Genomic DNA, 17,700 nt, shown 5'->3' with positions numbered 1-17,700 from the left:
CTATTATTGGGCATTAATTTCAACATACACAGGTCTGTGATCACTGGCGTAGGTTTCGGATAAAACATGATGATTTTTAAATTTAAATTGATTTCCTTTATTTATCATGATAAAATCAATTTCACGATCAGGATTTACTTCAGGTATTGTAAATCCGTTTTTGATTTCACTTCGTGTAAATACTTTTTCTAAGTTGCGGATAGGTTGCTCTTCAGGTCGTGCATTGAGATCTCCAACTAAAATAACAAGTTCCTGATCATTTTTAAACTTATCGATGATAAAAGCCGTTTGTGCCAGTCTATTTTCGTTTTTGAGATCAAGATGTGTATTCGCAAATTTGATTGTCCTTCCATTTAATTTAATATGGATGATGCCTAAACTTCTTTTTTCACTCGTAATAGGAGAGGGAAGCTCCAAGCGTTCGGTTTTTACAATAGGATATTTCGAAAGGATGACAGTGCCATATTCACCTGCATCAAGGTTAATTCCTTTAGAGAAAAAGTAATGCATACCCGTAAGTTCAGCTAATTTTTTCGCTTGATCGATATTTTGAGAACGATCTAAGTTAACATCAATTTCTTGTAAGCCCACTAGGTCAGCATGTGTTCTTTTGATAATAGCAGCAATAGTATCTAAATTGATAACAGTTTCATTTTCACTAGGAGGATTCGCGTGATGGATATTATAAGTCAATATCTTTAATTGCTGTGCTGCAAGTCCGAACGAACTACAACATAAAATGGAAAGAATGAAATAAGGAAAAATATGATTTTTCATTGGCAAAGGTTTTAAAAATAAATATAGCCATTCTTTTGGGAATGGCTATACCTAAATTATTTATATTATATAAAATTAACCTTCTTCTAAAACGAGGTTAGGATCTACACCCGAAACTTCAGCTCTGATCTTAGCTTCTAACTCATCTGCTAAATCTGGATTATCATGCAATAGGTTTTTTACAGCATCGCGACCTTGACCTAATTTCGTTTCGCCATAGCTAAACCATGAACCCGCTTTTTTGATGATATTATATTCAACACCTAAATCGATGATTTCACCAACTTTAGAAATACCTTCTCCAAACATGATATCAAATTCTGCTATACGAAACGGAGGAGCTACTTTGTTCTTAACAATTTTTACTTTTATACGATTACCCGATACTTCATCAGAATCTTTGATTTGAGAAGTACGGCGAATGTCTAAACGGACAGATGCATAGAATTTCAATGCGTTACCACCAGTAGTCGTTTCAGGATTACCAAACATAACTCCAATTTTTTCACGAAGTTGATTGATAAAAATACAACAGCAGTTTGTTTTTGAAATGGTACCCGTTAACTTACGTAAAGCTTGAGACATTAAACGTGCTTGAAGACCCATTTTTGAATCACCCATTTCACCTTCAATCTCCGCTTTTGGTACTAAAGCAGCTACCGAGTCAATAACGATAATGTCAATAGCTCCAGAACGAATTAAGTTATCTGCAATTTCTAAAGCCTGCTCCCCATTATCAGGTTGTGCAATTAATAAATTTTCTACATCAACCCCTAATTTCTGAGCGTAATATTTGTCAAAAGCATGTTCCGCATCGATGAACGCTGCAATCCCGCCTGTCTTTTGAGCTTCAGCAATGATATGGGTCGCTAGGGTTGTTTTACCAGAAGATTCAGGACCATATATTTCAATGATACGTCCTTTAGGTACACCACCGATGCCTAATGCGATATCTAGACCTAAAGAACCTGTAGAGATAGATTCGATAGCCTCAACAGTAGTATCTCCTAATTTCATAATGGCACCTTTGCCATATGATTTTTCTAATTTATCTAATGTAAGCTGTAACGCTTTTAATTTATCTGGGTTGCTCATATTTTTAGTATTGTTGATTCAAAAGTACACAATAGTTTTTAATTCACAAAATATTTTTACTAAAAAAATTAGTCTATATTTTTTAATTGACGCTTTCCTTGATTTCTTTTACTTGATGCGTCTTTTCAAAGTATTTACACATATAAGTAATGGCACATTTATCACATTGTGGTTTTCGAGCCAAGCAAATGTATCGTCCATGTAATATTAACCAATGGTGCGCGATTGCAATAGTATGTTCGGGTAAATATTTGACTAATTGCTTTTCTACTGCAAGAGGTGTGGTGGCACGGCTCGTTAATCCAAGTCTATTACTCACACGAAACACGTGTGTGTCGACAGCCATAGCAGGCTTGTTATACACCACTGATGAGATTACGTTTGCTGTTTTCCTACCTACACCAGGCAGTTTGATCAGGTCCTCAATTTTTTCTGGAACTACTGAGTCAAATACATCGACCAGCATTTTAGCCATACCAACTAAATGTTTCGCTTTATTATTAGGGTAACTGACCGAACGGATATAAGTAAATACTTCATCCACACTGCTATTGGCCAAAGCTTCAGCATTAGGAAACTGTTGAAAAAGTTTAGGAGTTACCAGATTGATTCGTTTATCGGTGCATTGTGCAGATAAGATAACAGCAACTAATAATTCATACGGATTACTATAGTTCAATTCTGTTTGCGCATCTGGACTATTTTTAGAAAAGTATTCTACAAAAGCTTTATATCTATCTTTTTTCAACATATCTACCAAAGATAGTCAAGTTTTTAAAAAATAAAAAAGCTTAATCTCCCGACTAAGCCTTTTTAGTAACTACCAATTTTGAATAATTCAAAATATGTTCAATGCATGAATCACTTGGATTCATCATCATATTCGGTAGCTGAAGTTTTAATTGTTGCTCCACATCTTCATCAGAAAATTTTGCTTCTGTTTCGATGTTCTTAACTTCATGTTCAGTTGTAAAGTTTTCGACCATACGCAATCCTTGTTGTTATCGTTAAATTTATAAGTAAAACGTAAAACAAGATGCAAATATTATGTCAATATTTTATTTTTTCTTTTTTGTGATATATTCATTTGCTTTTTCCACTGCCGTATATGCGTTTACAATACCACCAGAAAGGGATATATCAGATAAATTTACGGTCTTAAAAGATCCATCTTCCAATTTAATACGTACGGTATCTTCTAGTTTTGTAACAGAATTCATGATAATTTCTTTAGTTTCCAAAGCCGTTAATTGTGGATAGTAAGATCGCAGCATGGCAGCTAGTCCCGCTACAACGGGAGCGGCCATACTTGTACCTTGTTCCTCTTTATACTCCGAGTGCGGTGCAGTCGAATTGATGTATAGCCCAGGAGCAAACACATCCACCGACGTCTTGCCGTAATTAGAAAAACTAGCTAGAAGTTCCTCATCTTTACGAGGACCAGTTGCACCGACGGTGATCCAAGCATCAGCAACTCCAGTTATTGCGCCAAGACTATCCGTGAAAAACTTATTGGGATAGTTAGGTGATAAATCATTATTCTCACTATCATTACCAGCAGCATGCACGAGCAAAACATCTTTTGACATTGCGTATTGTACAGCCTGATCAACTGTTTTTTTATTATATATATAGCTCTTGCCAAAACTCATATTAATTACTTTTGCACCGTTATCCACCGCATAACGAATACCATTAGCAACATCCTTATCACGTTCATCACCATCAGGAACAAGACGTACGGATAAAATCTTGACATTATCGGCCACGCCTTTAATACCAATACTATTTGTACGATCGGCAGCAATGATACCAGCAACATGAGTACCGTGTAGTGCATCGGGTCCAGTTACATCTGGATTGCCATAGTGATATTCACTAGTATCATCATAGTTGTCGCCAACAATAGAACGAGAATCATAATCTTTGTTCAAGTGATAAGCAATTTGATTACCAAAATAATCAGCCCCCTCCTTTAAATCCTGATAAAATTTAGCAAATCCCCCAGCTTTTTCGATCTCTTCTTTAGCAATTCGAATTGCTATTTTTTGACGATTGCCAGCAGGATTAAGGCTGTCCAGATCTGCTGTGGTGATTTGTGATTTATCTTTGTTGATACCTTTTACCAGATTATCTATATTCTCTTTAAGCGCGACATAGTTCATCGCGCCATACTTTGCATCATCTAATTTTTCATTATAGGTTTCGACCATTTTCAGGTAGGCATTGTAAGCTCGTTTCTCCTGGTCAGTTAATATGGTAGCGGCAGTTACCCCCCTATATTTCGGCGCATTCTTACGAATTAATCTGGTTAGCTCTAAATTATCAAACTGTACATTTTCACCTTTTGCATTACCAATAAAATTCCACCCATATCGATCATTGATAAATCCATTGTTGTCGTTATCAATTCCATTAGATAAGCTATCCTTAACATTGATCCACACCACATTTTTCAGATCTTCATGATTGACATCGACCCCTCCATCCAGCACCGCAACAATAACCGGTGTTGATTTTTTGCCTTTTAAAAGGCTTCCATAAGTCTTCTCTGTACTGATGCCTAGAACACCATCTTTCTCATAATCTAAATTAAACCAATTTTCAGGCACGCTTTTATTATCTTGAGTATATCCCAAAACTGGTATTAGTCCTATAGCAAATACATAAAGTAATCTTCTTAAATTCATCTGTTGATATTTTGATCTTATTACGATCTGCAAATATAATGCTAGGAAGGGGCTTAAAATGTTAATTTTTATTAAATAATGCGAATACATCCTTATTTTTACTTTTTATATAATTCTGAATTTTTTTAATTATTCAGGATTATCTCATCTGTAAAAGTATATTAGGTATGATTATTTTAAATAGCATTATAGGAGCAGTTTCAGCAGAACAGTCCGAAGCAAAAGAATCAAAAAAAGAGTCGTTATCCCCCCCTATAGCGTCGGTCAAACCGCACATAAGAGATATTCATCATGATCAGACAGTCGATGAATATTATTGGATGAATGATTTTTTTAAGAAAGGACCAGATGCAGAATTGGTCATTGACTATTTAAAAAAAGAGAATGATTATACAGATGCATTGCTAAAACCTACTGCAAGATTGCAAGAGCAGCTGTTTCAGGAGATGAAAGCGCGCATTCAGGAAAAAGATGAATCAGTTCCATATCTTAAAAATGGATATTATTATTATACTCGTACAGAAGAAGGTAAGCAATATTTTAAGTTTTGTAGAAAAAAAGATCAGTCTGGTGCCAGAGAAGAGATTCTGCTGGATATAGATGCCATGGCAGAGGGTTATGCGTATTATTCTGCTACTGGATTCTCGATAAGCCCTGACAACAGTCTGATGTCTTTTGGTGTCGATACTGTATCACGAAGAGAGTATACCATATACATTAAAAATCTAATTACAGGGGAGATCTATCAAGATGAACTACATAGAACATCGGGGAGTTCCATCTGGGCAAAGGATAATAAAACGCTATTTTATACCTCAAAAAATCCGGTGACACTCTTAAGTGAAAAAATTAAGAGGCATACATTGGGAAGCCAGACAGATGATGACGTCACTGTATACACTGAAATAGATAATACCAATTACATCGGTGTCAGCAAATCCAAGAATGGTGAATATATATTTATTCAATCAGAAGGAACACTTTCATCAGAGGTTTTATACCTAAAGTCTGATCATCCAAATGGAGATTTTCAAGTATTTCAACCCCGCATAAAAGATGTACTCTATCAAGTTACGGCTTTAGAAGACCGTTTTCTGATCGTGACAAATGATGATGCCATAAATTTTAAAGTTATGCAATGCCCACTCGAAAAAACAAGTAAAGCACAGTGGACAACATTTATTCCTCACCGCGAAGACGTACTGGTAACTGATGTCGATGAATTCAAAAACTATTTGGTCATTTCCGAACGAAAAGATGGGTTATCTCATATTGCTGTACATCATTTGACAAGCAAAGAGCAGCATTATCTTGATTTTGGAGAAGTTGCCTACACTGTCTACCCAAGTACCAATGTTGAATATCATACCGATAAATTGCGTTACGGCTATACTTCATTGGTAACACCCTCCTCGACCTATGAATATCATCTAGAAACTAAGGAAAAAATCTTATTGAAGCAACAAGAAGTAGTTGGAGGTTATGATGTAAGTGCGTATACAACAGAACGCCTATATGCAATATCAAAAGATGGTGTACGTATTCCTATTTCACTTGTCTATAAAAATAGCACCAAGAAAGATGGTTCAGCACCGTTACTATTATATGCGTATGGTTCTTATGGATATGCCATGGACCCAACATTCAGCAGCGCTAGATTAAGCCTATTAGATCGTGGTTTTATCTATGCCATCGCTCACATCCGCGGAGGAGAGGAAATGGGACGGAAATGGTATGAGGAAGGAAAAATGATGAATAAGATCAATACATTTACCGATTTTATTGCCTGTGGTCATTATTTGATTGATCAAAAATTGACCAGCATAGGGCACCTTTATGCCCAAGGAGGAAGTGCCGGAGGACTTTTGATGGGAGCTGTGGCCAATATGGAACCCCAACTTTGGAATGGCATCATTGCACAAGTTCCTTTTGTGGATGTAGTCAACACTATGCTCGATGAAGGTATCCCCCTGACGACTAATGAATACGATGAATGGGGAAATCCAAATGATAAAGAAGCTTATCAATATATGAAGAGCTATTCTCCCTATGAAAATATAGAAGAAAAAGAATATCCCAACATGCTAGTCACTACTGGGTTACACGATAGTCAAGTGCAATACTTTGAACCAGCAAAATGGGTAGCAAAGTTGAGAAAGATGAAAACCGATAATCATGTATTATTGCTGAAAACAGATATGGAATATGGTCATGGGGGAGCATCAGGACGATTTGATTATCTCAAGGATATTGCGCTTAACTATGCATTTTTGTTTGCCTTGGAGCATATTGAAAAATAAACCATAAATAAATCAAGCGCCCTTGGCGCTTGATTTATTTATGGTTTAAACTATCCATTTTTTCATCATGTTCTATTTGTCTAGAATCAATTTGATGCTGTTGATAATTATCGATCGCCACTTTACTCGCTTTTTGCGATACATATATAGCAAGGACAGCGATTACAGTAATAAGTGCTATTCCCCAAGCATACTTTTGTTTATCTTGTTTAACTAACCAATACATAAAAATAAAGTACGGTATACCAAAAATGCAATAGAAAATGATACTAGGTGTGCTCATATGACGTTGTGTACTAATGGTAAACTTTATATATTCACCGATGAAGTACAAAATTATCTAATTTTAATGAGAATACTAAAAGTTTCTATTTCTTTATTTTTTTAAAACATTGATGGTAAGTTATTAAAGAATATTCATTTTTATTAGGATAATGGTTTTTTTATTTATCCGATATTCATTGTAGTAAATTGATTTAAGTAGTTGATTTATAGCTTTTATGTCCAATATTTTCTTCTTTTTATTGTTTTTTGTCATTTTATAAAAAATGAGCAGTATTATTGCCGAAAAGAAAAAAATTATTTTATACATTTGCAGCGTCACATAGGAAGACAATAACTAGAAAATGAAGAATAACAATATATATAAGTTCTCTCAGCTGCATGCTTTTGAAAAGTTTGCCGTAAGGGGATATTGTTCTTTTATTTTTATGGAGATTCCGGTTCTTCGCTTTCGACGACCCATACTACCTCGGGCTTGATATGAGGTAGTGATCTTTCTTTTTAGTAATATCATCAGGTCCGATGATGGCGCTCCACGATTTTATTAATTGTTTTTTCATAGCAAAACGCAATTTCGATTGTTCGTTTTATTATTTGGGTCGTAAGTCAATGACTATTTCAGAATTTTTAATTATTCCAGCAAAGCCTGAGCATGTTGCATATGCTGAGCAGATTTGCAATGAAATGTTCGAGTCTGCAAAAGCTCGGGGGACTGGTATTGCTCGTCGCAAACCAGAGTATGTTGCCAATAAAATGGTTGAAGGTAAAGCTGTTATTGCTTTACATAAAGATGGTCGATGGGCGGGGTTTGTCTATATCGAGACCTGGGGACATGGCGACTATGTTGCCAATTCCGGATTAATTGTCAATCCCGAATTTCGAAAAGTAGGTTTGGCAAAAGCGATTAAAAAAAGAGTTTTCGAATTATCTAGAGAAAAATATCCACATGCTAAGATATTCGGTTTAACAACAGGTCTGGCGGTGATGAAAATCAATTCAGAACTTGGTTACGAGCCGGTGACCTATTCCGAATTGACACAAGATGAGGAGTTTTGGAAAGGCTGCCAAAGCTGCGTAAATTACGATATTTTATTGAGTAAGGACCGTAAGAACTGCATGTGTACAGCGATGCTTTGGGATCCTGTTGATAAAGAACGTGAGTTGAAAGAAAAAATTCAGCGAAAGGCAGAAGCAAAAGAAAGATTAGAGCGTATTACGCAAAAACAATCCCTATTGAAGCGGATAGAAGCAAAATTATGGAAATCAGCAAAAAAGTTCGTTGCGGTCAATTTCCATAAGAGTAAAAAAGTAGTTAAGGAGTTTTAAGTTTTTTATATTTTTGATTTAACCTCTGTGTGAGGTTGATCAACGAATTAATCCAAAAAGATGAAAAAAGTAGTTTTAGCATTTAGTGGCGGGTTAGATACATCATTTTGCTGTATTTATTTGACACAAGATTTAGGTTTAGAAGTTCACTCAGTAGTAGTTAACACAGGTGGTTTCTCAGAGGAGGAATTAAAACAAATTGAAGCGAGAGCTTATGCTTTAGGTGTAAAATCGCACACAGCTATTGATGAAACGCAAGACTATTACCGCGAAACTATTAAATATTTAATTTTTGGTAATGTATTGAAAAACGCAACTTATCCATTATCCGTTTCAGCAGAACGTGTTTGTCAGGCCACAGCTATTGCCAATTATGCAAAGAAAATTGGAGCCGAATGCGTAGCACACGGTTCTACAGGAGCAGGTAACGATCAAGTACGTTTTGATATGATCTTCCATACATTAATTCCAGGAGTCGAGATCATAACACCGATACGTGACTTACAATTATCACGTGAAGATGAAATCGAATATTTGAATAAACATGGAGTTGAATATTCTGCTGAAAAAGCCAAATATTCCATTAACAAAGGTCTTTGGGGAACTTCAGTAGGAGGGGCAGAAACATTGACTTCTAATCAATATTTACCAGAGTCTGCTTGGCCAACACCTGTTACCGCGACAGAACCTCAACAGATCACTATTGATTTTGTAAAAGGTGAACCAACAGCCTTGAACGGCAAAACATTAGATGCCGTAAGTGTTATTCAAGAATTGCAAGCATTGGCTCAGCCTTATGGTATCGGCCGTGATATCCATGTAGGAGATACCATTATTGGTATCAAAGGTCGTGTAGGATTTGAGGCTGCTGCATCAGTAGTATTGATCAAAGCACATCATGCTTTAGAAAAGCATACCTTGACAAAATGGCAACTATCTTGGAAAGACCAGATTGCAGGATTCTATGGCAATTATATGCACGAAGGACAGATGCATGATCCCGTTATGCGTGATATCGAAGCATTCCTAACATCAACACAAGAAGCAGTTACAGGAAAAGTAATTGTCGAGTTGCATCCATATCGTTTTATTGTGATCGGTATTGAATCGGAACATGATTTGATGTCTAATAAATTTGGAACATATGGAGAGATGAATGCTGGATATACTGGAGATGATGTAAAAGGATTCTCTAAAATATTTGGTAATCAAACCATTATTTGGCATAAAGTCAACGGAAAATAAAGATATATAGATACAATTTATTCGATGTCATTAATTTTCTATTAAAAAAAGTAATGGATCCCAAACTCATCATTTGAGATAGGGATCCATTTTTAACATCCATTGGTTTCACTGATAGATCATGGAATGAAAGCAGATATTAGGTACATACATGGCCTAGTCCAATTAATAATCTAAATACTAAAAAATGATAAAAGTAGGAATAGTAGGATCAGCGGGGTATACAGGAGGTGAGTTATTACGGATATTGATATACCATCCAGAAGTTGAAATTGTATTTGCAAATAGCGCTTCCAATGCAGGAAATAAAATTTATGAAGTGCACAATGACCTATTTGGCGATACCGAATTAACTTTTTCTTCAGATTTTCATTCCAATATTGACGTGTTATTTTTGTGTGTAGGTCATGGCGACGCAAAGAAATTTTTAGACGCAAATCCAGTAGATGCATCGGTAAAAATTATTGATTTATCTCAGGATTTTCGCTTAAAAGCGAATACTTCTTATCAAGGTCAACAATTTGTTTATGGATTGCCAGAATTAAATAGAGAAGTGATCAAATCGGCACAATATGTTGCCAATCCAGGCTGCTTTGCCACCAATATTCAATTAGCGCTTCTACCATTGGCATACAAAGGATTATTACCAGAGCAGATCCATATCAATGCAACAACAGGTTCGACAGGAGCGGGTCAGAAACCTGGACCAACTACACACTTCTCATGGAGAAATAATAATCTATCAGCCTATAAATCATTTGAACACCAACATGTACAGGAAATATCAGAATCTTTAGCACAGTTGCAAGATGGATTCCTTCCTCAGTCCGATCAAACATTATTAGAGCGTGCGGCAGCGAAAATCAACTTTGTCCCACAACGAGGTGATTTTACAAGAGGAATATTTTCAGTGATATATGTCGATTCAGACTTATCGGAAGAACAGGCTTATGAGTTGTATGAGACTTATTATGAAGGACATTCATTCACACATGTGAGCCGAGAAAATATCGATCTGAAACAAGTTGTCAATACAAATAAAAGTATTATTCATTTAGAAAAACACGGCAACAAATTGTTAATCTTAAATGCAACTGATAATTTGTTAAAAGGAGCATCAGGCCAAGCGGTACAAAATATGAACTTAATGTTTGGTTTAAACGAAAGAATGGGCTTAAATTTAAAAAGTGTAGGATTCTAAATCTATTCCAAAATATTATGTAATTGAAAAGTGAAGACCATCATGGGCTTCGCTTTTTTTTGTTGCATGACTGATTCGGACTAAATTCCTTCCTTGATTGTCTCCGACACTAGAGTTTGTTCAGCAATTCCTTTCAGATGCTAATCGATCACGATTTTTTTAATATCGATAGTCTAATTCCCAGTATTATCGTCCTAATAAATATATTATTCCTTCTTTCATAGCACGTTTGTTAGTCTTTTGATCCTTAGGATCTTCCTTGGCGTTCAAGATTAAAAATCTTTAAAATGATCAAAAGAATGTGGTAAAAATAGCATTTAAGATATTTTAATGGGCTATAATGCATTTATCCTGAGAACAAATCAACTTATGTTATACATAAACTTTTGCAATCGATTGTGTAGTTTGCGCAAACGATTTCGTTTGATAGCGATGCTTTTGAATTTAAAATAATGTTATATAATTGTTACTAACTATCAATTATTAACGCTTTTAAATAGCGAATAGCCGCAGCTTATTATACTAACCATAAGAGTTGCATTTTTAATTTTTAAGCCTAAATTAAAATCGGATGAAAAGACTTTTTTGTTTTTTATTTCTTGTCCCGATGTTGCAAAAAACACATGCCCGTTCTTGGGATATGTGGCGGATGCAGCAAGACACTTCTGAAATAAGCGAAGTGGATCAACAGCTTTTGCGAGGGAGGTTAAAATCCTTGTTGCAAAAGAAATCGGTCAAGGATAGCCTCAATTTCAAGCAGGTGGAGACCTTACCTTTGGTAAGTATTTCCGAAGTATTGAAAGGTCAAGTTTCTGGACTTTATGTTCAAGAGTCCAGTGGAGAACCGGGTTCTATCAAGAACATGGTTATCCGAGGACTAGGAAGCCCGCTCTTTGAAACTAAAGATGCTATTAACGTACAGCCTGCAGTGTACATCAATGGTGTTCCTATCGCTCGAGAGAACAACTTTACGTATTCTATTCAACAATATCAATTTAATCGGATAGGTCCAGCAACAGATAATTTTGCTGGTATAGATTTATCTGCTATTGAATCGATTCAAGTGATTAAAGACCCCATTGAATTAGCAAAATTAGGACCTCTTGCTGCTAATGGAGCAATTTGGATTTTAACTAAACCAGGTAAAGAAGGCAAGCGTGAAATTAATTTTGATGCCTATGTAGGGATGGCAACAAAACCAACTGTAACAACTGTGAATGCGCAATATGAAAATCTATTTAGGTCTTCATTCTATAGCAAATATGCTTCTACATTTGATCGATTAGCTTATCCAGGTTATTTAAGTGACTCGACAAATGTAAATTATTACGGTCCCGCAAATTGGAATGAAGAGTATTATAAGACAACTCCCATTTACGGCGGAAACTTGGGGATCCGTGGTGGTGGAGATCGCGCCAATTTTGCCTTTATGGGCGGATACGTTAAAAATGCCAGTTCTGCAGATAAAACAAATTTTGAGCGTTATAATGCGTTGTTCAACGTCAATATGGCACCGTTTAAGTGGTTTAATTTTGGAACCACCATTAATGCCAGCCGTAGTCTAAGAGATCGTAATAAAAGCTTAAGAGACCGTTTCGGAGAAGCCTCATATGTTCCAGATTTATCTGTCCCTATTTCTCCCAATAAAGCGATGTACACTGAGTACTTATCTATGTATGACAAAGCCCTAGATAATAATTCTGTAAACATGCTTAACCTCTTGGTCAATTTGGACCTGTATCTACTTCCTAATTTGAAATTTAATTCCAGCTTAGGTGTCGATTATTCCGAGGGGGCTCGACAAGCATTTTTTCCAAGTTCCTTGATGGAAACGAATAATTATATGTCAAGTTATTTTGGATTTAATCAACGTTTGGTTTTTAATAATTCTGTCAATTATAATCTCACCGTTCAAGAAAAGCATAAATTCAATTTCACTTTAGGGTCTGCATATACGCAAGATTTATACCGTTACAGTTATGCACGTGCATACGATGGTCCTAATGATTTCATCAAAGTCAATGTTGTTGATGGAAATTCTAATAATGCTGGTTATTTAAAACCAGTGGGTGGTTTATATGTCAATCGCTGGTCAAATCGCGAAGACTTTAGATTACATTCTTTGTATCTTTCAGGAGAATACAGCTGGAATAATAAGTTAGATGTAAATGCTGTTTTACGTTACGATGGCTCTTCCACCATGCAGCCTGATTCGAGATGGATCGCAACTCCTGCGTTTGCAGCAAAATATCACTTTATTCCAGAAGCCAATGACGGACTATGGAATCATTTTGATGTAAAAGCATCATGGGCTAGAATCGGAAAACCTATTTTTACGAGTAAATATGCCATTGGTCCAAATTATACTGCAGATCTAAATTGGGGTTCTGAGAAATCACTTGTTTCCTACAATGGTTTTGCCGTAGCTTCACGCCCTTATTCCGAAGGATGGGTAGGTTACGATATCAATTGGCCCTATACCGATCATGCCGAGTTGACTTTTGATGGATCATTACTTAATAAACGCTTAGATTTTGCATTATCGCTTTATCAAAAGAAGGATGTCAATCAGTTGATCAATACACCAATACCAGCAGAATATGGATATAGCGGTCAGATTATTAATGGTATGGCTGTTCAAAATAGAGGAATTGATTTAAACCTAGGCGCACAAGTACTCCAAGATCCAGCATCACTGCAGTGGAAAAGTTCATTAACATTAAGCTTTAATCAAAATAAATTGACGGCATTACCTGAAGGTCGTGAGGAATTGGTTGTTGGTGATCGCTTATTAAAAGTTGGTCACGCGATTGATCAATTTTGGTTGTATGAAAATGAAGGTATCTATAACGAAGAATCAGAAATTCCAGTACAGAATGGTCAAAAGCTACAATTTGATGGTGTAAATTTTGCTGTTGGCGATCCACGTTGGAAAGATCAAAATGGTGATTTTCAAGTAAACGATGAAGATCGTGTCATGAAAGGCAATGCGATGCCAAAAATTGTTGGAGCATTTCAGAATCAATTTAATTATAAAGGATTTGACCTTAATTTCCAGTGGTATTTTGCTTTAGGACATAAAGCAATGAATCAACGAGCATCAAATAAATATGATTTCATCAATACAGAAAATACCAATTCTTTAGAAGGTATTCGCGAAGTATTCCATTGGCAACAAGATGTTGATATCAGTAAATATCCTATTTATAATCCATGGAGTTCGATCGTAGCCTACCGCGTTGATCAAGATCTATTTTTAGAAAACGCATCCTTCCTAAAGCTGAGAGCACTCAGTGTAGGTTATGATCTTGCGCACCTTAACTCCATTAAAGATAAGGTCAAGACGATACGCAGAGCCTATGTTTATGTATCCGGAACCAACCTATTGACCATTTCCAAATTTTCTGGAAAAGATCCTGAATTGGTGGACTTCAATGGCTACTATACGGGATATGGTCTGCCATTGTCTCCCATGATTTCTATGGGAATCAAATTGGAACTATAATATCATTATGCTGTAAAAGATGTTAAAAATGAAAAGATTTAATCAATTGGGTGTTGTCATGTTACTGGGACTAAGTGTTCTAATTTCAGCAACTTCCTGTAATAAAAAATTGGATATTGTATCATCCAGTTTAGGTTCCGAAAGCAAAGAATGGGCTTCCATTTCAGACACACGTGCACACCTGATGGGCATGTATGGATTGATGCGTGCTGCAACATCCAATAGCTATGCACATTGGGTTTATGGCGAAATGCGATACGGAGATTTCACTGCCTATTCCCGAGCTGATTTGCGGAGTGTTCAAGAAAATAAGTTAAAAGCAGCTTATCCCTTGGTCAAAGATTTGACCGATTGGAGACGCTTCTATGCCGTTATCAATGCAGCATCATTATTTATAGAAAGAGCGCCGCAAGTAATGGAAAAAGATAGGCGATATACAGAGCGCGATTTAAAATTTGATATTGCACAAGCTAGAACTATCCGTGCGTTCATGTATTTCTACATGGTCCGTATCTGGGGAGAAGTTCCATTACTAAAAGATTCATATGATAATGGAAGTTTTGCCGAAGTAGGTAAATCTTCAGAGGCGACAGTACTCGCTTTTGCTGAAGAAGAACTTTTAAAAGCAGCTGAAGAATTACCTTATGTATATGGTGCGGGAACGCAATCTTATTATGGTGAAAATTCCAGTGTATGGGTAGGTGTTTTAGTCAATAAATTGACAGCATATTCCTTATTAGCACACGTTGCTGCTTGGCAGGGCAAATATATTAATGCTGATGTGTATGCCAAATTTGTTATTGACAACTATTCGAGAGGGGGATTAGATATTCTCTCTGTTCCCAATATTGTCAATCCTACAAATGGCTTATTTGGGCCTAGTACAAGAGCGCAGATCTTAGCCATACGCTCATCATATGAATTAGGCGAAGCCACCAATACCGGACATATTGAATCCCTGACATTAGGTTATCCAATTGTTACAAAAGCTAAGCCAGACATCTATATCTCTCGCGATACCATTAATCAAGTATTTGATGATGTCAATGACACACGATTTGGAATAGATTCAGTATCTGGACTAGTTCGGACCAATTATTTTAGCAATTACAATGGCGATATTCCTATTTTCTCTAAAATTAAGGTGATTCGTGACGGTAGTGGTGATTCCGATTTCTCCATTTTTGGGTCAAACCTTGTGTTTACACGTTTGGAAGAAATGATTCTATTACAAGCAGAAGCTAAAGTCGTCTTAGGACAACGTGACGATGCAATCAAGTATTTAAATCAGATCAAATCTGCACGTGGGTTGAAACCTTATATTTCTTCATCTCCAAATGATCTATTGGAAGAAATTTTCCTAGAGCGTCGTCGCGAACTGATGGGTGAAGGTTGGAGATGGTATGATCAAATTCGTTTAGCAAAAATTAAAAAGAATAATCAAACCATTAATGATTTGATTACGAATGGTGGAATTTATTGGCCTATTTCAGCAGATGTGTTGTCCCGAAATTCAAAATTACAACAAAATAATTATTGGAAATAACTTAGCAATATATCAAGATGAAAAGACATTTATATACCATATTTTCCTTTTTTATACTGATAATGGGCTTTTCCTCCTGTAAAAAAGGAAATACCTATTATGAAGATTATCAGCTAAAAGACACTGAGTTTAAAGGAACCACATTGAATTTTTTAGAAACGCAGGGCACGAGCTACGACTCGTTATTATTAGCGTTAGAGCGTGTTCCGAATTTGCGGAGCAAGTTAAACGGAACAACAGATACATTGACATTCTTTGCGATGACCAACAGCAGCTTTACCAATGCGATAGAAGCCATGAATGCAGTGAGAATGGCAGCAAATAGATCCCCCCTTTATATTGAAGATATTCCTCAATTGATGTTGGATAGTTTGTTGTATCACTACGCTTTTAATGGTAACTATAACACCAATTACTTAAAAGAATTTAGAGAAGGTAAGGAAATTCGAAGTATTGATGACTATCGTATGAATATGATGTATACCGTTACATCTGCATCAGGAATCACCAATGGTGGACAGCAGCAGATTAAATTGAGCGATATGAATAATTCTATTTTTCAACGTTACTGGCAAGAAAGTAATACATCGGTTGTCAATGTGAAGACAACCAATGGAACAGTTCATATTTTAAGTCCCAGCCATAACTTCGGGTTCAGTAAACTAGCCAAATTATTAAATAAATAACATGAACATAAAATTTTACAATCCACTCAAACAAGTTGCATTGTTCGGTCTAGGGCTGTTCGTGTTGGCATCTTGTAAGAATAATATTCCAGATGATATTGATTCATTAGGGCAGGATATTGTGTATAGTAATAACGAGATAACACCTATTTTAGGTAGAAATACATTTTATAATAACCTGGTCACTATAGGACAAAATACATCGCAGCCTTTAACATTCAAAATGGTAAACATTCGAGATATTGACGGGCAACCAGCGACAATTTTCGATGATAAATTACCGGTAACAGTCTGGAAGGAAAGTTACAATGGTTTTGAAAAATCAATAGCAGAAATTAATGCTAAAAGGAAAACAGAATACCGTCCAATTTTAGAAGTCTTAGAACATTCTGGTAATATAAATTTTTGGGGAGAATCTGCAAATGCAGGTTTTATCAAGGCACAGCCCGATTCTGGATATGTGTTTGATATCGAGGTAAGTAATAGTGGTGGACGTCGTTACATCCGTAATTTTAAATTAAAGCCTTTTCGCGAGAGACCCTATGAGCCAAGTATCATAGATCCCATTACTGGACTATCCATGCTTCCCTACACTTGGCCTCAGAATATGAGGAATATGCTAGGAGATCGAACCAAACAACCCATGTTCAATTCGGATATCCATGTATATTTCAATAAACTGGAAAGTAAAGGGGCTGGTTCTAATACGCTAACCATTAGTTTCTTAGATTCTCTAAATAATCCTATTGACGCCGCTAAGTTTAGTGCAACCAATTGGGAAAAATTAGTACATGGATTTAATCATCGCTTCGAAAATAAAAAAGTGGTCTATGATGTTGCCTACCCTATTCCTTTGGCTCCTGTAGAGACCGAGTATGCGCCAACGGGAAGAGAAGCATATATGCAATTTAAATATCGGAGAATGGGAAATTTTGGACAATTGGAAGATTGTTATTTTGGATTTTATTTTGCCATTTATGAAGCTGGTGATTGGGAAATTCAGTTCCGATTCGCAAATGAATCTCCTTTGTTTGATTGATAATAGAC

At 36.1% G+C, this 17,700-nt stretch carries 14 protein-coding genes; 8 read left to right on the top strand and 6 right to left on the bottom strand.

Annotated elements, in window-relative coordinates:
• Positions 1 to 3: 3 nt before the first annotated feature.
• From MUB18_RS02730 to MUB18_RS02710, 5 genes are all read right to left on the bottom strand, one after another.
• On the bottom strand, positions 4 to 777 hold the full coding sequence (locus MUB18_RS02730) for an endonuclease/exonuclease/phosphatase family protein (protein ID WP_052627657.1): 774 nt from the start codon (positions 775 to 777) through the stop codon (positions 4 to 6).
• A gap of 75 nt (positions 778 to 852) precedes the next feature.
• Positions 853 to 1,872, bottom strand: a complete 1,020-nt coding sequence (recA, locus tag MUB18_RS02725; RefSeq protein ID WP_045754617.1) for a recombinase RecA — start codon at positions 1,870 to 1,872, stop codon at positions 853 to 855.
• Positions 1,873 to 1,954: 82 nt separating this feature from the next.
• Positions 1,955 to 2,623 carry an endonuclease III gene (gene nth, locus MUB18_RS02720; protein ID WP_045754616.1) on the bottom strand — a complete coding sequence of 223 codons (669 nt, stop codon included), beginning with the start codon at positions 2,621 to 2,623 and terminating at the stop codon, positions 1,955 to 1,957.
• A gap of 52 nt (positions 2,624 to 2,675) precedes the next feature.
• A complete protein-coding gene (locus tag MUB18_RS02715) occupies positions 2,676 to 2,858 on the bottom strand; it encodes a hypothetical protein (protein WP_045754615.1) in 183 nt (60 codons plus the stop codon).
• A 72-nt stretch (positions 2,859 to 2,930) separates the two neighbouring features.
• Positions 2,931 to 4,562 (bottom strand): S8 family serine peptidase, encoded by a 1,632-nt coding sequence (locus tag MUB18_RS02710; protein ID WP_248754906.1) that lies wholly within the window; start codon positions 4,560 to 4,562, stop codon positions 2,931 to 2,933.
• 167 nt (positions 4,563 to 4,729) lie between these two features.
• On the opposite strand from MUB18_RS02710, the gene MUB18_RS02705 reads away from it, so the two are divergent.
• Positions 4,730 to 6,862, top strand: coding sequence for a S9 family peptidase (locus MUB18_RS02705; RefSeq protein ID WP_248754905.1), 2,133 nt, complete (start codon positions 4,730 to 4,732; stop codon positions 6,860 to 6,862).
• Between the two features lie 34 nt (positions 6,863 to 6,896).
• On the opposite strand, the gene MUB18_RS02700 is transcribed toward MUB18_RS02705, so the two are convergent.
• Positions 6,897 to 7,088, bottom strand: coding sequence for a hypothetical protein (locus MUB18_RS02700; protein WP_248754904.1), 192 nt, complete (start codon positions 7,086 to 7,088; stop codon positions 6,897 to 6,899).
• Positions 7,089 to 7,753: 665 nt separating this feature from the next.
• On the opposite strand from MUB18_RS02700, the gene MUB18_RS02695 reads away from it, so the two are divergent.
• The 7 genes from MUB18_RS02695 to MUB18_RS02665 all read left to right on the top strand — a co-directional run bounded on the left by MUB18_RS02695 (position 7,754) and on the right by MUB18_RS02665 (position 17,692).
• On the top strand, positions 7,754 to 8,470 hold the full coding sequence (locus tag MUB18_RS02695; protein WP_045754610.1) for a GNAT family N-acetyltransferase: 717 nt from the start codon (positions 7,754 to 7,756) through the stop codon (positions 8,468 to 8,470).
• 60 nt (positions 8,471 to 8,530) lie between these two features.
• Positions 8,531 to 9,715, top strand: coding sequence for an argininosuccinate synthase (gene argG, locus MUB18_RS02690; RefSeq protein WP_094771508.1), 1,185 nt, complete (start codon positions 8,531 to 8,533; stop codon positions 9,713 to 9,715).
• Positions 9,716 to 9,902: 187 nt separating this feature from the next.
• The gene (argC, locus tag MUB18_RS02685) at positions 9,903 to 10,916 is read left to right on the top strand and encodes an N-acetyl-gamma-glutamyl-phosphate reductase (protein ID WP_248754903.1); all 1,014 of its coding nucleotides are present in this window, start codon (positions 9,903 to 9,905) and stop codon (positions 10,914 to 10,916) included.
• A 571-nt stretch (positions 10,917 to 11,487) separates the two neighbouring features.
• Positions 11,488 to 14,421 (top strand): SusC/RagA family TonB-linked outer membrane protein, encoded by a 2,934-nt coding sequence (locus MUB18_RS02680; protein WP_248754902.1) that lies wholly within the window; start codon positions 11,488 to 11,490, stop codon positions 14,419 to 14,421.
• 28 nt (positions 14,422 to 14,449) lie between these two features.
• Positions 14,450 to 15,967 carry a RagB/SusD family nutrient uptake outer membrane protein gene (locus MUB18_RS02675; RefSeq protein WP_045755227.1) on the top strand — a complete coding sequence of 506 codons (1,518 nt, stop codon included), beginning with the start codon at positions 14,450 to 14,452 and terminating at the stop codon, positions 15,965 to 15,967.
• Positions 15,968 to 15,984: 17 nt separating this feature from the next.
• The gene (locus MUB18_RS02670) at positions 15,985 to 16,653 is read left to right on the top strand and encodes a fasciclin domain-containing protein (RefSeq protein ID WP_045752466.1); all 669 of its coding nucleotides are present in this window, start codon (positions 15,985 to 15,987) and stop codon (positions 16,651 to 16,653) included.
• Position 16,654: 1 nt separating this feature from the next.
• Positions 16,655 to 17,692: a DUF5007 domain-containing protein gene (locus MUB18_RS02665; RefSeq protein WP_045752465.1), complete on the top strand. Its 1,038-nt coding sequence runs from the start codon at positions 16,655 to 16,657 to the stop codon at positions 17,690 to 17,692.
• Positions 17,693 to 17,700 lie beyond the last annotated feature (8 nt).

This window comes from Sphingobacterium sp. PCS056 (assembly GCF_023273895.1).
Taxonomy (GTDB): Bacteria; Bacteroidota; Bacteroidia; order Sphingobacteriales; family Sphingobacteriaceae; genus Sphingobacterium.
Note: the sequence above shows the minus strand (reverse complement) of the source record. Positions and strands in the feature narration are given on the sequence as shown.